The sequence below is a fragment of the Micromonospora arida genome, from assembly GCF_003857035.1.
Lineage (GTDB): Bacteria > Actinomycetota > Actinomycetes > Mycobacteriales > Micromonosporaceae > Micromonospora > Micromonospora arida.
In genome coordinates this window covers 81,593-98,074 of sequence record NZ_QGSY01000159.1, presented here as the reverse complement: position 1 = coordinate 98,074, position 16,482 = coordinate 81,593, and the positions used below count along the sequence as shown (strand labels likewise).

Below are 16,482 nucleotides of genomic sequence, written 5' to 3'. Positions count from 1 at the left end.
CGACCCTCGATCCACGGATCAACAACAAGAACTCGGTCATCTACTACCAGGCCAACGTCACCCTCAACCTGGAGGGAGGCAACTGGTCCGAGCATCCGGGCGGCACCCGGATGCTCGGACCAGTTGCCTCCCTCCAGGTTGAGGGTGACGTTGGCCTGGTAGTAGATGACCGAGTTCTTGTTGTTGATCCGTGGATCGAGGGTCGCGCCGTGGCTGCTGAGATAGCGGCGGAAGTCCTCCACTGTGGGGTTTTCGGACCCGGTGAAGTGGGACTCCGTGATGGAGATGTTGTGGGTCTCCGGCCCCTTGACCGTGGTGGGCTTGAACCCGGCCGGATCGACCATTCCCACCGGATTGTTGCGGCAGTACCGGAACAGGTTGCCCCCGTCGGCGAAGCCGCCCGGATCGCTGCTCGCCCACCTGCCCAGCCACGGCACGTAGTACCGGGCCCCGGCGTAGCGGAAGCCGGTTTCGTCGTCCACCTCGTGTCCGCCGAAGCGGTACCGCTTCAGGCTGAGGTCGGCGCCCGGCCGGCCGTACCGGTACGCGGTCGTGCCGTACGGGTGGTACTCCTCGTAGGAGATGAGGAGCCCGGCCGCGTCGGTCTCCAGCGTGGCCGAGCCGAGGTGGTTGGTGAGCTGGTAACGGATCAGCGGAACGCCGAGCGGGTTGGCCGGGTCGAAGCCGCCGACGTCGACGGTCTTGACGTCCACCTGGGCGACCGGGCCGGTGTCGTCGGCGATCGTGGTGGTCCACCGTTCGTGCTGGAGGGTGCCGGTGACCCGGTTGCGACGGCGGAACACGGTGACCGCACCCAGGAAGATCCATTCCAGTTGGACGCTGCCCGGCCGGTCCACGACCTTGCGCAGCCGCTGCCCGCTCGCGGCGTAGACGAACCGGGCTTCGCCACCGCCGCCGAGGTCGACCCGGCGGAGTTGGTCGTGGACGTTCCATTCCAGGGCCGGCAGGTGCGGCATGACGGTCAGGTTGCCGACGACGTCGTGCGCGTACAGGGCCGAGTAGGGGCCGCCGTCGGCGTCGCCGGGCAGGCTGGTGGCGGCCAGCCGGTTCGTGGCGTCGGCCGGGTCGTCCTGGTACGCGTACCGGTGGTGCCGGGTCCAGCCGGCACCCACCCCGGCCTGCGTCCGGAACCGGTGCCGGAGCACGGTCAGGTTGCCCAGCGGGTCGTACTCGTACTCCTCGGTGTAGGCACGGACCGCGCCGGCATCGGTGAGGCTTCCGGCCGGCGGCACGTCGGTCTGGTCGCGGATCGCGTCGTTCGGCGCCCCGGCCAACTCCCGCCCACTCGCCCGGATCAACTGGTAGAGCGGGTCGTACGCATAGTCGCTGGCGGCCGGCACCGCCGCATTGCCGAAGAAGGTGGGCGCCCCCGGCTCGGCCACCCGGGTGAGGTTGCCCACCGGGTCGTACGTGTAGCGCAGGTCGCGCACGCCGGCGGTGAGCAGACGTTCCAACCGGAACGTCATCGGGTCGTAGAAGTACTCGGTGACCAGCCCGTTGCCGTGCCGGGCGAACCGCCGCCGACCCAGCGCGTCGTAGTCCTGCTCGGACAGGAACTCCACCTCCGCGCCCTGGCCGCGTAGCCGCGCGGTGAGCCGGCCCAGCATGCCGCCCTCGAGGTAGGTCGGTCGTAGCTCGGTGGCGTCGGGCAGGGTGACCACTGTCGGGCGGTTCACCGCGTCGTACTCGGCGGCGGTGCCGAAGACCTCGCTCTCCAGCAGTGGCGCCGCGGCGTCCAGCAGCGCGGCGTGGTCGGGCGCGGCGGCCACCGGCGACCAGTCCGGGCCGTCGACGTGATCGGTGGCGAGTCTCCGTTCGGCGCGGCGCGGGTTGCCCTTGAAGTCCACCTCGGGCACCCGCACCTGGCCCGCCGGGTCGAACACCAGGTACGGCACGCCGTGCAGGCCCAGCGTCGCCGCATCCGGATGGCGGTCGCCGAAGACCACGTACTGCACGCAGCGCTCCGCGCCGGCGGACTCGCTGACGTACAGGCCGACGGGCCGGTGCAGGGCGTCGTACGTGGTGCGGAAGGTCCGGCCGTGTTCGTCCCAGATCCGGCGCACCCCGCCGAGAACGTCCTGGAACACCCACCGCTCGCCCTTCTCCGCGCTCCACGACCGCACTCCCGCGCCGTGCATGGCGGTAACCGCGTTGGCGATGTGCCGGCCCAGCGCGTCGTACCCGTCCGAGGACCGGCCGGTGAGGTCTCCCCTGGTGCGTACGCCGAACCGCTGGCCGGCGCCCCGGTCGGCCACCGTGTAGACGGCCCGGCCCAGGCTGTCGAAGTGGATCACGGAGGGCGTGTCGGCGTGCCCGGCGGCGAGCCACGCGGCGCGGGTGGCCGGGTCGGCCGGTTCCGGATCGGACACCGCGGGGCTGCCCCGCTCGGCGTACCACTGGCTGTCGAGCACCGTGTCGTTGGCGTCGAACAACCGGTGCGACCAGGCCGTGGACTCGACCCGGCTGAGGGTGCCGTCCGGATACCGGGTCAGCACGGCCCGGCCCAGCGGGTCGTAGTAGCGGATCGCGGTGGAGCCGATCTCGCGCAGCGCCGCCGCGTCCTCGTACTCGTGGGTGGTGCTGAAGTAGGGCTGGTACCGCTTCACCGGGTTGCCCTTGTTGTTGACCACCGTGCGGCCGGTGCCGACCCAGCGCGGGTCGGCGTCCACCTCGACGGCCACCCCGTCCTCACCCACCTCCAGGGCCCGGCCCGGATGCACCCGCGACTTGGTGATCGCCACACCACCGGTGCCGGTGCTGTACTCGTAGCTCTCCAGCCAGCGCGGGTTGGCCGGGCCGTGTCGTTCCCGGTGCCGGCCCCGGCTGTACGCGGGCTGGCCGTTGACCAGCCAGTTGAACGGGTCGTAGGTGAACGTCAACGTCGGATCGTCGAGCGTGTCGCCGTCCCCGGCGCCGGGCCGGCCGAGCAGCGCCGAGGCCACCACCCGGCCCAACTCGTCGTAGCGCACCGCGCGGCGCTGCCCGTTCGGGTCGGTGACGAGGCTCGGGCCGAGCACCCGGTAGTCGTTGACCGCGGTGGTGACCGACCAGGCCGCCTGGTCGATGGTCACCCGTTCGGTGAGCAGGTGGTAGCCGTCGAAGGTGACCGCCGTCGCCATGCCCAGCGCGTCCCGTGCCCCGTTGGACAGGTAGAAGTGCGCGGCCGGACCGGCGGGATAGCGCAGTTCGCCCGACGGTATCCACCAGGCCGGGCCGCCGTCGAGGTGCACGTAGCCGGCGTCGGCCAGGTCCGCGTCGGTCACCGCCGTGCCGTAGCCGGCGGCCAGCGCGGCCGGGGTGAAGGCAAGCTGGTACGTCTGGTACCCCAGCCCCAGGCTGTCCCACTGACCGGCCGGCAGCGGCGTCAGCGCGTTGTCCCGGAACCGCACCTGTGACCGGGACAGCAACCGCCGCTGCGCGCCGACCTCGTCGGCCACCACCTCGTACCCGATCGGGGTGGCCGCGGTGAACCCGGCGAGCAGTTCGGCGCGGGTGAACAGCGGGCCGGCCGGGGCCAGCCCGGTCAGTTCGTGCCCGACCGCCTCGTACGCGGCGCGGATCCGGTACGCCGGCACCGGGAGCGTCTCGTCGATGTCCGGGGTGTACCGCTGCTCGCCGTACGTGACGTGACGGCGCCGCTGTTCGGCGGTCACCTCGGCGGGAAGCTCCGGGTCGGGCGTGGTGCGGCCGTAGACCACCGCGGCGGCCTGGACGACGGTGCCGTACGGGCCGAGGACCAGGTTGAGCCGGTGGCTGATCCGGGGCTCGTCCGGCTCCCGGTCGTAGGAGAGGCTGACCGCCTCCCGCTCGACGGCGACGAACACCCGCGTGTCCAGCCGCTGCACCTGGTACGCCTGCTCGACCACCCCGTACGGGTGCTCCTGCGCGGCGCTGCCGTCGTACGAGTACACCTCCTGCCGCAACGGCAGGCCGCGCAACGCCCGCCGGCTCTCCCGCAGCTCCGTGGCGGAGATTCCGGCCGGCAGCTCCGGGGTGGGCAGGTGCCGGCCGGCGTACCACTCGGCGGACAGGTCGACCGGGGCGCCGGTGTGGTACCAGGTCTTCGTGGTGACCGGTGGCTGGAACAGCTCAGGCGAGGTGTCCTGGTTTCCGTCGACCGCCTCGACACCCAACACGTGGTCCACGAACGACTCGCCGTCGATCTGCTCGACCATGCCGAAGCCGGCGAACTCCCGCTCGACGCCGTCATAGTGCCCGTGGTGGTAGCGGTAGGCGGTGACCAGCCGGGTCCCGGTGATCCGGTCCACCTGTTCCACCCGCTCGACGACCTGCACCGGGAACGGCAGCCTGGTCACCCACGGCTGGCCGGCTCGCCGGTCGGCCAACTGGAAGGCGGTGGACGCGGCGTACCGGATGATGGTCTCGCCGCCCAGGTTGTTCACCACCCGGGTGAGCAGGTGCGGCTTGCCGTCGGCGGCCAGATTCAGGTAGCGCACCGGGCCGGCGGCGTCGCCGGGCAGCGGTGACGACCACACCAGGCAGCCGGTGCCGGCACCCAGCAGGTCGGTCACTGTCACCGTCGAATCGGGCGTGACATGCGGCAGGTCGGGCAGCTCGACGGGGGCCGACCAGCCGTTGCCGGACTGGTTGTACCAGAGCCGGATCTCCCGCCGGCCCAGGTAGCACAGGTCCATCACGCCGGTGCCGTCCACGTCGGTGAGGAGCACCCGGGCCGGGTCGAACTCGTCCAGCCCGGTGAACCACGGCGCGTCGTCCATCTCGACCTTGGCGCCGAATCGTCCGTAACCGACGTTGGGCCAGTAGCAGACGGAACCGTCGCGGACCCGAACCAGGTCGGTGAGCCCGTCGCCGGACATGTCGGCGAGGAAGATGCTCTGCCGGTCATCGGAGCGCAGCAGCCGCGGCCCACGGTCCTCGTCCGCGGGCCAGAGCGCGGGTCGCGCCGGGCCGTACCCCGCCTCGGCCAGCGACTCGTGCCAGGCCAGCACGGTGTCACCAGTGATCAGCAGGTCGGCCCGGCCGTCCCCGGTGAGATCCAGCAGCAGCAGGTCGGGGCTGGCCCAGTCGACGGCGGGCAGCTCGCGGAACGGCTGGAAGCCGGACCAGCCGGCGTCGTCGGTGCGGCGGACGAAACCCGCCGGTACGGTGCCGAGCTGGACCAGCTCGATCCGCCCGTCACCGTTCACGTCGACCAGTTGCTGGCGTCCGCCGGCCAGGTCGGTCAGCGACGGCACGGTGGGCAGCGCGGCGACCGGGCCGATCCGGCCGGCGCCGAGGTTCGGCCGGTAGTAGAGGGCGCCCTCGTGCCCGGTCAGCACCCCGGCGAGCCCTTCCCCGTCCAGGTCCACCCACAGCTCGGTCCGCCCGTCCACGCCGGCCGGCAGGTTCTCCAGGCTGCCCCGCTCCAGTTCCCGGGTGGTCGCCGCGATGGTGGCCGGTGTGTATTCGAAGGTCACCGGGGGCAGCGCGGCGCTGGTGTGCCCGCCACCGGCGGCCGGGGCGTAGCCGCGCTGGGTCACCTCGACCAGGGTGGACAGCACCGGCCCGGCGGCGTATTCCAGCTCCACCGCGCGGACCAGGCAGTCCGCGCCCACCTCTGGCTCGTCCGGGAAGTGGTGGAACATCAGGATCCGGCGGCACAGCCGGTAGGTGCGGACCTCGAATCCCGCGCGGTAGGTGGAGAACGGGTCCGGCCGGCAGGCCCAGTTTCCGGTGTCAGCAGGTAACGGGTTGTCCGGGTGGTGCTCGCCGTAGTCGAGCACCACCTCGAACAGCCAACCGGCGTCGGCGAGCTGGGCCGGCGTCAGGTCCACCGGGCGTCGGCCGTCGGAGTCGAGCAACGGCACCGTGTTCCCGTAACGCACCGACTTGAGGTAGCGGTTGGCGTTCCGGTCGGTGCGGTGTCGTTCGTGTGGCCGGTCCAGGTCCAGGCCGGTGGCGTCCTCGGCCTTGTAGGTGTAGGTGACCGCGTTGCCCCGATCGTCGCGGGTCTCGCAGAGCAGCCAGGTGTGCACCCGCCCGCCCAGGCCGATGCGGGAGCTGCCGTCGCGGCCGTACACGGCCAGCAGGTTCGACCCGGACAGGGTGCGCCAGTGCACGTCACCGTCGGAGTCCCGGGTCCACCGCTCGATGCGGGCGAACGCCCCCTCGATCCGTGGCCGGAACCGCTGCACCGTGTGCCCGGCGACCGGAACGCCGCCGGGCACCGGGATCAGGTCGTCCTCCCCGGACAGCAGGAAGGTGTCGGTGTTGTCGTAGCGGGGCAGGCCACGGTCGGTGCGCCGGCTGATGGCCGGCACGGGCAGCTGCCAGCCGAGGCCGAACGGGCCGTTCCCGGCTCCCGAGTCGTAGCCGAGCGTCAGGTCGGGTTGGAACCCGGACCGGCCGCCGCTGACCGGGATGGGAACGGACATGCCGCCGGTCCCGGTGACCGGGTGGGCGGCGAAGGTCTCGCCGATGGCCCGGATCGCGCCGCCGCCGGTGGGCAGGCTGATTGCCGGTCCGCCGAGTCCCGGCCCGGTCGTGCCCCGACCCGCCGACGGCGGCGCGGCGGCGGTCGCGTCGGTCGGCGGCCCGCCCGGTCCGAATGCCCCACCCGCTCCGCCGGGAGCGCCGGCGCCGGTCGGGTCGGCGGAGCCGCGCCACCGGGAGCCAGGCCCCGGCCCCCACGATCCGCCGCCGACCGGGTAGCTGGTCGTCACCGCGCCCCCTCAGCCGTCGAGCCGGTAGTGCAGCAGGACGACCAGGTCGGTCAGGCCGTCCGGGTCGGCCGCCAGCGTGACCGAGGTGCCGAGAACCAGCGGATCGGACTGACCCACGCACTGGCGCAGGTCGGCGTCCCGGTTCAACATCACGGGGTCACCGGCCACCGTGAGGTCGTACGTCCCGGGATCACCGTCCACCCGGGCGTACCAGGTCACCTGGTCCACCACCGGCTGGTGGTCGCGGGCGAGGTACGGCAGGTGCTCCGGCCCGATGGCCAGCTCGGTGCTCTGCTGCTGGGTGAGCTGCCACCACTCGTCCGGGAAGTGATGGCGCAGGCTGTATGCCTGGTACAGCCCCGTCCGGCCGGCGTCGACCAGCATCTCGTTGAGCACCTCCCGCAGGGAGTCCTCGACCAGGCCGCGCAGCGTCGAGCCGCCGTCGCGGGCCGTGTACCGCAGGTGCAGGATGACGTCGCTGATGCTGTCGTAGTCGAATTGGCGGACTGCCGTCGGCAGTTCCAGCCGCCAGGTGCCGATCGCGCCCTTGCCCTCGAACGGCAGGTAGCGGTCGTCGGCGAAGTTCAACTCGAACATGCCGCTGTCGCTGAGGCCGCTGCTGGTCGAGATCGACTCGATCCCGCCCACGTTGTACGCGAACCGCTCGTCGCCGGGCACCTCGGCGTACTTGTCCTTGGCGCTGGTGGCGCCCTGCCGGGCCGCGGTGGCGGTCCGGTACCGGTTGCCGATCAGGGACAGCTTCGCCGTGACCGGGGTGTACGGGCCAGCCACGCACGGGATGGACAGGCTGACCGTGCGGAGCCGGCGGAAGTAGTGCCCGGGGTGGTCCAGGTCGAACAGCGCCTCCGGCACGTTGACCACGCAACTGCCGGTGGCCCGCAGCTCGATCAACGCCGCCGGGTCGAGCTGTGCCAGCGAGACGTGCCGGGTCAGCTCGCGCTCGCGGCTGTGCTGATCGAGGTAGGCCACCTCCATCCGCTTCAGGTCGTGGCGCAGCGCGTCCGCCACGGTCAGCCCCTTGCGCAGGCTGTCCCAGTAGCCGGGTTGCAGGAACGTGGCCTCGCTGCCCAGCTCGTGGGCGAAGCACCGCTCGGCCTTCTTCGCCACGTCGAAGGCGAGCTGGTAGGCCCCGAAGTAGACGGAGCTGGCCCGGCTCACCATCCACTGGTACAGCTCGGTGTTGGTGTACTTGCCGCGCAGGTACTCCTCGGTGGCCCGGGCGTTGTCGGCTTCCCGGTCGTGCGCCGCCAACTCGTCGGTGAGCATGGCCACGTGCAGCCGCCCGGTGAGGAGCTGCTGGTCGAGCTGGGTCAGTTCGAGACCGGCCAGCGCCGCCTGGTGTTCCCAGTCGTCCATCCGGCGGCGGTAGCCGCCCTGGTTGGCGGCCATCCCGGCGGCCTTGTCGAGGGCCCGGGCGATCGCCTCCAGGGTCATCACCGCCGAGTCGGCGGCGGCACCGGCCTTGTCCCCGCCGAGGGTGAGGGTCACCGTGGGTGAGCCACCGAAGCCGGCGCCGCCGGCGGTGAAGTTGGGAATCAGCTTCAGCCCGCCGGACAGGATGTAGCCCACCGCGATCGCGGTCTCGCCGAGCAGCGACACCCCGGACAACGCGGTGGCGGTGATCTCCCAGGCGTTCATGTACGGCCGGCCGGCGTAGTAGCGTTGCCGCTCCTCCACCACCTTGCGGCTCAGTTCCAGCGCCGCGACGTTGCCCTCGGCCTCCGCGATGGTGGCGACCTTCACCGCCCGTACCGCGTCGAGCAGGGCGATCTCCTGGCCGGCGCGCAGCCGGGTGAGTTGCTCGGCGTCCCGCTTCTCCATGGCCGCGAGCAGCCCGCCGCCCAGCTCACCGACGTACCCGACGAGTTCGGTGGCCTTCTGGGCCAGCACCCGGAACCGGTAGTTCGGCAGCGGTGCGCCGAGCCCGGCCAGGAACGACGAGACGGACATGCCGGCGGCGGCGGCCCGGACCAGTGCCCCCGGGTCGATCGGCGGTGAGAACAGGGCGAGCATGCTCTCCACCCCGTCGATGTTCTGGCAGTTGCGGATCTTGAACAGCCGATCGGCGATCAGGTCCCACAGCCGGAGCATCTCCTCGTTGGGCGGGACGCAGAAGTACAGCGCCGAGTAGCTCAGCGGGCTGGGCAGTTCCGCCCCGCCGTGCGGCAGCAGGTCCAGGTCGGGGATCAGGTTCTCCAGGTCCAGCAGCGCGTTGCCGAACAGGTCCACCTTGGCCTGGAGTTGGTTGACGGTGGCCGGAGCCGGGCTGACCAGCGGCGGCACCACGCTCGGCTTCGGCCCGAGGAGTTTGTCGGCCAGGATGTAGAGCTGGGTGGCCTGGGTCACGGACTCCCGGGTGAACTGCCGGAACAACTGGTCACCCCAGTCGACCAGGTTCTTGATGTAGCTGACCACCACGGCGAGCTGGTAGGCGACCGGCCGGCTGCGGGCCACCACGTGCGGGTTGAACGGCTTCGCCCGCCACTGCTCCACAGCGAACTTCAGGTCGGTGATACTGGCCCCGGACGGGTCGGCCGCGATCGCCGTGAGAATGTCGCCGATCCGCTGGTTGAGCAGCTCGGGCACTCCGGTCTGGAAAAACGGCTTGGTGACCCAGTACTTCTGCGGGGCGGCAGCACCGTCGGCGGTGCCGACCGGGTTGAAGATGTGGTGGAACCAGGTCCGCGCCTCGGCGAACCGCTGGTCCCGGTTGAGTCGCAGCGCGATGTCGAACGGAAGGTGGTAGAACAGCTCCCAGTTGTAGCCCGCGTACGCGCCGTCCGCGGCGAAGTCCAGGTCCTCCACCGGGTACGGCGACACGACCACCGGCGCCGGCTGGTAGGTGGCGGCGAAGTCGAACCCCGTGTTGGTGAGCTGGGTGGTCCGACTCAGCAACGCCGGCACGCCAGACCGGTAGACAGTGGCCCGTAGGAAACACAGCAGCGGGTGGTAGAAGTTCGCGAACCTCACCCCGTACGACAGGGTGCCGTAGACCTCGAACTCGGCGACCAGCCGGTGGTACTCCGCGTCCTCGGTCATCGCCTGCACGGCGGCCGCGAGGTCGTGCGCCGGATCCTCGGCGTATCGACGTAGGTACTCGGTGAACAGCGCCAGCACGTCGTGGGCGAACTCGTCCACGTCGCTGTACGTCTTCTCGATCCGGTCCGCCGGGTCCTCGGCACGCCGGTCGTAGAAGCCCGGGATGATCACGTAACCACGGTCGTAGTCGCCGTAGAAGTACGGCATCAGGGTGCCCAGTGGCAGCACCGGCCGGCGGTCGTGGGTGCCTCGGACGCTCTGCGCCAGCCCCAGCAGCATGATGATCCAGTCGAGCAACGACATCTGCATGGGGTACGTCACCCGGAACCGGCCGGGCGTCTGCGCCACCAGCGTCTGGAACGCGCCCATCAGCGGGGTGCTGATCGCCAGGTCGTTCTGCGTCCGGGAGACCAGTTCGGTGAACCGTTCGGCCAGCAGCTCGGTGTCCTTGAATACCGGCGACAGCAGCAGGCTGCCGGAACCGCCGCCCGGCACCGGCTCCGGATAGCCCCGGCAGCCGGTCAACGCGAACGAGCCGACGAACTCGGTGCCGGTGAGCACGCTGATCGCCTGGCCGGCCGCTCCGGCCGCGTACGCGAAGCAGGTGAACTCGTCCGCCGCGGGGAGGTCCTCCCGGTAGCCGCTGGCCGGGTAGTACAGCGCGTCCTTGGAGATCTTCTTTGGCTGCCAGCGGTCCTGCGTCCGCTCGCCGATGGCCAGTTGGATCCGCCACCGTCGGCGCGGCCGCTCCGTCTCCGTGCCGCCCGGCGGGATGCCGTCCGGGTCCGGAATCTGGGAGGTCTGCGCCGTGTCGGTCTCCTGCGTGAAGACCGGCCAGGCCAGCGTGAGCCGGCTGTTGCGGTCGAAGGCGAGCAGGTGGTCGCCCGCGATGTCCAGCGGCACCCGCCGCCACGGCGTCCAGTACCGCTCCCGCTCGAACTGCCGGTGGTAGTACACCGTCGGGTCGCCGCCCCGGGTGCGGGCGAACACGTGCATGAGATGCCGGTCGTGCTGGTAGTAGCAGGCCATCACGTCCAGGTGCGCCAGGTCGTCCAGCTTCTCCAGGTACGTGATGGTGGCGTTCTCCACCGCCAGGTCGGTCAGTTCGTCCTGCTGCAACTGGTCGTCCAGCTCGGTGAACAGCTCCGACTTGTCGTCCCGCAACTCCGGCAGGATCCAGTTCTCCGGATACAGGAAGATCTTCCGGTTGGCCTCCCACACCCGGTAGTTGGCCATCCAGTTCCACTGGTCCCAACCCGGATCCTCGGTGACCGCCGCGACGCTGTCCGGCTCCAGGCCCAGCAGGCAGCGCTGCACGAACAACTGGACGGTGGCGTGTGCCTGCACGATGCGCGACGTCGCCATGCAGGCGCCCATCTCGACATCGATGAGGAAGTGGTCGTACAGGTCGTTGGTGTCGCGCAGCCCCGGGTTCTCGGCCAACAGGTACGCGACCAGCGCGTCCCGCTTGGCCACCCGCAGCCGGTCCTGCACCCCTTGGAGCACCCCGAACCACTCGGCCTCGGCGTAGCGCGCCTTCAGGGCCTGCCGCATGGTGGCCGCCCCCGCCGCCGTGGTGACCGGCTGGCCCAGCGGCACCGCCGCCGCCACCGGTAGGCCCAGCCGGCGCAGCAGGGTGAGCGCATCGACCAGCCGCTGGATCGTGACCGGCGACCGGTACGCGGTGAGGTCCACCGCCGACAGTTCGAGGTGGGTGTCCAGGTCGGCCAGCACTGTGGCGTCCCAGCCACCGAGCTGCGCCAGATGGGTGTGGACCTGCGTGGCGGTCGTGCCGGCTGCCAGGACCAGGTCGAACAGTCCGTACACCGTCCACGGCGCGGCCGCGTCCAGCGGGTTCGCCACCGGCGGGTAGGTGCGGGCCAGCTCGACCCCGGCGGCCAACCGGATCCAGTCGGCCAACGGGGCCGGAGGGCGGCCGGTCTGGTAGGGCACCCGGTCCGGGGCCAGCCAGCCGAGTGACCCGGCGTTCGCCAGCAGCCAGCCGAGGTCCGCGTCGGGCACCGTCAGGTGCTCGACGAGCCGGCTCAGCACGTGCAGCAGGCGCAGCGCCCGGTACTGCTCGTCGAACCCGGCCGGGGTGACCGCCGGCGGCGCCGGTGGCTCGTTCACCAGGTCCACCAGCGCGTCGTCGGTGAGCACCGCGAGCAGCGGCCGGGTCAGCTCCGCGCCGGCCAGCACGGTGGCGGCGGCGTCCGCCGAGAACCCGAAGGTGTCGGCCACCGCCGCCACCGCCAGCTCCTGCTTGGTACGGGTGTACGCGTAGCTGGACAGGGCCGTGGTGATGGCCAGCAGCAGCGTGGTCTGCTGGGCCTCGGTGGGGCTGGCCACGATCGCGGCCGTTATCGGTGTGGTGTCCACCAGGGCGGCGAGCTTCGCGTCGACGAACTGCGCCGGGGTGGTCACCGCGTCGGTCCAACCACCGTCCACGATCGAGGCGAAGCCGGCCAGGTCCGCCTCGGTCATCCCGGGCACGGTGGCCAGCAGGGCACGCATGCCCGGCAGGTTCTCCTCGGGGGGTGCCGCCGGATCGACAGCGGGTCGGGTCGCCGCGTACCCGCTCTGGTAGCCGGCCTGCAACCCGGTGAGCACCGCGGTCAGCGTCTCGTCCGGCAGGTCCCGCGCGGCCAGGTCGTCGGCTTCGTGTCGGAGCAGGTAGCGCAGGTCGGCCGGGCGGATGCCGGTGCCGGACCGGGCGGCGTCGAACCGCTCGACGAAGGCCAGCGCGGTGGCCGGTGCCGTGAGCGGATCCGACCCGATCAGACCCTTCATGATCAGGTACTCGGTGGCGGTGAGCCCGAGCGCCCGGGCCAGCAGCGTCCCGGCGTACACCGCGTGCAGGCCGACGTTGCTGACGATCGCCGGGGCCGGGAGGTCGGCCACCAGCAGGGCGGTGTCCGCCGTCGTGGCCCCCAGGCAGGTCGCCAGGTACGCCTCGTGCGCCGACAGCGGAGCACCCGAGCCGGGTGTGGTCAGCTCCGCCTGCTCGTTGGCGAGCACGTTGGCCGGCTCGAACGCTTCGAGGACCGGGCCGTTCGCCGAGTTGCGGAACACCTCGGCGTACCGCGACACGTCCAGCGGGGCGAACAGGTCGACCACCTCCGGCAACGGCAGCCCGAGCCGCGCGGCCAGCCGGTGCAGCGCCGCCACCGTGACCAGGAGGTCGTCGTCCAGGGCGCCGCCGCCCAGCGCGTCGGCCCGGATCGCCCGGTCCAGCAACGGCGGCGTCCAACCGGTGCAGGCCGGCGCGCGTAGCAGGCGCAGGAACCGGTGGATCCGGTCCAGGCGAGCGTCGGTGAGCTGCTGGATCCGCTTTGCGCTGAGGTCGGACCCGGTGTCCAGGTGCTTGACGAACATGGCGTTCCCGGGATTGACCCAGGCCAGCGCCAGCAGTTCGGTCAACTCCCGATAGTCCAGGCGCGCCCGAGCGAGGAAGTTGTCCACCCGGGCGATGCCGCCCAGAGCACCGAGCGGCGCGGTGTTCCAGATGTCGTCCTGAGCGGCCGGGTCGGCTGTGACCACCAACTGCCGCTGCGCGTCGCTGATCCCCAGTTCCTCGGCCGCGATGGCCTCGCCGCTCGGGCCCGCCGACCGGCGCAGCGCCCGCATCACGTCGGCCCGGGCGATGCCGAACTGGGCGAAGTAGCTGCGGGTCTCCTCGTGCGCCAGGTCGAACGGCAGGGCGAACGCGTACCGGCTGCCCGCCAGCAGGGTGTAGGCGGCGGCATTCACGTACTGCGGCGCGGCCGCCAACTCCAGCGCGGTGCCGGTGGTCTGGCGCAGTCGGCGTACGAACCACCCGCCGGCCCCGTCCGGGGTCGCCTTGGCCACCACGCCGATGTCCCGGACCACCCGGGCCCCAGCCAGGTCCGGTTCATACACGAGGGAACGGTCGGTGAACGGCCATCCCTGGCCCTGCAACAGGCCCAACAGCCCGGCCGACGGCGCCTCCACCGGATCGACGCCGCCGCTCAGCGGGCCACCGAACGCGAGGCCCACGTCCGGCGCCACCGCCTCCTCCAGCAGCTCGCACACCAGGTCCAGGTAGGGCAACGGAAGGTCGGTGTTCTCGCAGCTCAGATCCAGGTCACCGAGGTCCGGCCGGCGCCCGTACAGGACGTCCCGGGCGACCTTTGTGGCCGGACCCGGCGTGTCGGCGTCGGTGACCAGCCGGTTGCCGAGGAACTGAAGGACGTCCACCAGGTACGCGGCGGCGCTGTGCACGCTGCGGCACGGCTCGCAGTAGCTGGAGTCGGCGAGCTGGAACAGGCTGCTCAGGTTGGGAAAGTCGGCGCTGACGGGGGTGAGGTCCGGGGCCGCCGAGCCGCCCAGGGCCCGGACCGGCAACGCCCGCGCCGCGCTCTGGAGTTCGCCGGCCAGCAGTCCGCTCGCGACGTGCACGTCCACGGCCCGGCGATACACCGACCGGGCCTGCTCGTCGGTGAACCGGCCGGTGTTCACGGCGGTGGCCACGAACCTCGTCTCGCCGAGGGCGTGGATCCGTGCCGCCGACGGCACTTCGGCCGCCAGCAACGCAGTCGTCTGCCGATAGGTCGGCGCCAGCTTGAAGATCCGCTGCGCGGCCTTGAGCGCCGGCCGCCCGGTCCGCAGCCGCTCCGGGTGGTCCCGCAGCAGCCGCTCCACGTTGCCGGTCGCGAGGTCGAAGTCCGGATTCACGGTGAGCAGTTCGAGCACCGCGTCCCGGTGCCCACCGAAGGCGCGCTCGGCGGCGCTGGCCCGCTCGTCGTTGCCGGGCTGTTCGTCGGGATCAGCCCGTCGACCGTGGCCGGGCCGATCGCCGCTGCCGTCGGATCGTTCGCCTGCGGTGTCGGCGTCGGCTGCGGCGTTCGCTGCGGCGTTCGCTGCGGCGTTCGCGTCTCGTTCGAGCTGCGCGGTGAAGGCCGTGGTGGGATAGCGCCTCTCCAGCTTGCGGGCCAGAGCGCCGGCGTGCAGGTCGATCAGCTCCGGCCGGACCGGCTGACCGGCGACCCGGACATCCGTGGTGCTGTCCCGCAACACGCGCCGCCAGTCCGCCGGGGCCAGCCGGGCCAGCCGGCGTACGTCGGCGGCCCCCTCGATCCCCTCGCGGTCGCGGACCCGGTCGACAATCGTCTCGTCGTAGCCCAGCACGTCGGCCAGCACGCTCGCCGCACCGGCCGCCTCGGCGGCCGACCGGTCGGGAAACGCCGCCGCGTCGGCCAGCCGGGCGATCAGCCCGGGCAGGTCACCGGCAGCGTCGACGGCGAGGAGATTCTGGACCCGCTCGTGCGCGCCGTCGGCGAGGAACCGCTCCACCCGCGCGTACAACACCTTCGGCCGTTCCTGCGCGACGTACTCCTTGGCCTCCGGCCGTACCCGGGCCAGCATGTCGAGGATCCGGTCCAGCTCGCCGAGCAGGTCCTCGGGAACGTACCGGTGGCGCACTGCGTCGGCGACGGCGTTCCGGACGGTCTGCTCGTCGAGCAGGGCGATGTCGTAGTACAGCGGCCGCAGCTCGGTGTTCAGATCGACGTCGAACCGGGCGAGCGCGGCGCCGGTGCGGCTCGTGGTCAACAGCGTCCGCTCGGCGAACAGCGCGTAACCGAACACCGCTGGCAACTTGTAGGACGCGGCCAGTTTCTGCGCCACACCGAAGTGCGCCAACGCCGTCGCGGGCAGTCCGGTCTCGGCGGCCAGGAACGTCACGTCCTCGGCCTCGTCGTCCTGCCGCAGCTCGTACAGCGGGACCTGGCCGAGCAGCGGGACAATCGTGGCGAGGATCCGCTCGTACTCACTGCGTTCCCGGTCCCCGCCACCGGACAGATCCACGGTGAGCACGGCCAGCTCGGGGGCGTTGAACAGCACCGCGCTCAGCGGCGGGTCGGACAGGAGGCGATCACCAGCGGACACCCGGACGAACAGGTCAGCGGACTGCTTCTCGGAGCGGGTGAACCGGTCCCGCGAATAGTCGACGCGATACAGCCCGTCGTCCCCGGTGGTCGCCTCGCCGAGCTGCTCGGCGTCGCGCAGGTCCCGGTCGAACGCGCCGACCGTCAGAGCGTTCGCCGGCTGCCCGTCGACCCAACGCACCCGACCCACCACAACGAACCGGGACGGCGGCTCGGCCAGCACCATCTGCACCGCGTCCCGGGTCGCCCCGTCCACCGTGCCGGTCACCGGGAGCTTGTGCGCCCGTTGGAACTCAGCCACCCCACGACGGGTGGTCGGCCCGTACCGGGCGTCGACCAGTTCGTCGGTGGCAATGTCGGCGGGCATCCGCAGCAGCGCGGTGTGCAGCCGCCGGACGTCATCGCTGGGGCGGTGCCGGCGCGAGCCCATCGGGGTGGTCATGAGCATCTCCGATCGTCCGACAGCCGGCGACGGCGGCTGTCTGACGCCGGTGCGACCGGGAGCTACCTGGCATCCTGCGGATCAGAGGAGCCGGCCAGCATCGCACTGTCCAAGATCCGCCTTCCCGTCTGGCTGATCGGCAGCGGGCACTGCCGCTACGGCCGGTGGTGGAGCCGGGTCTCTCCCGAACGAGACCAGCCGTCCCCGGAACAAGCCCGATAGGTGACTGATCTCGATCGAACTCCGTGCTGACTCCCGACAGGAGTCGGCCGGTCGGTGTCCGTGATGGAAGCGACCGGCATGCGGTACGTGCGCACCTACCGCCACTCTGAGATGATCCGCTGTCGGGAGTGGAGGTCGAGTACGAAAT

General features: G+C 71.6%; 2 protein-coding genes. Both read right to left on the bottom strand.

Annotated features, from left to right (window positions below; translation table 11 throughout):
- The coding region (locus DLJ58_RS12435; protein WP_124855963.1) for a SpvB/TcaC N-terminal domain-containing protein at nt 1–6,704 on the bottom strand (6,704 nt) is incomplete at its 3' end.
- 9 nt (nt 6,705–6,713) lie between these two features.
- Complete coding sequence (locus tag DLJ58_RS12430; protein ID WP_158629578.1) at nt 6,714–16,112, bottom strand: Tc toxin subunit A-related protein; 9,399 nt, start codon at nt 16,110–16,112, stop codon at nt 6,714–6,716.
- Between the last annotated feature and the right edge of the window lie 370 nt (nt 16,113–16,482).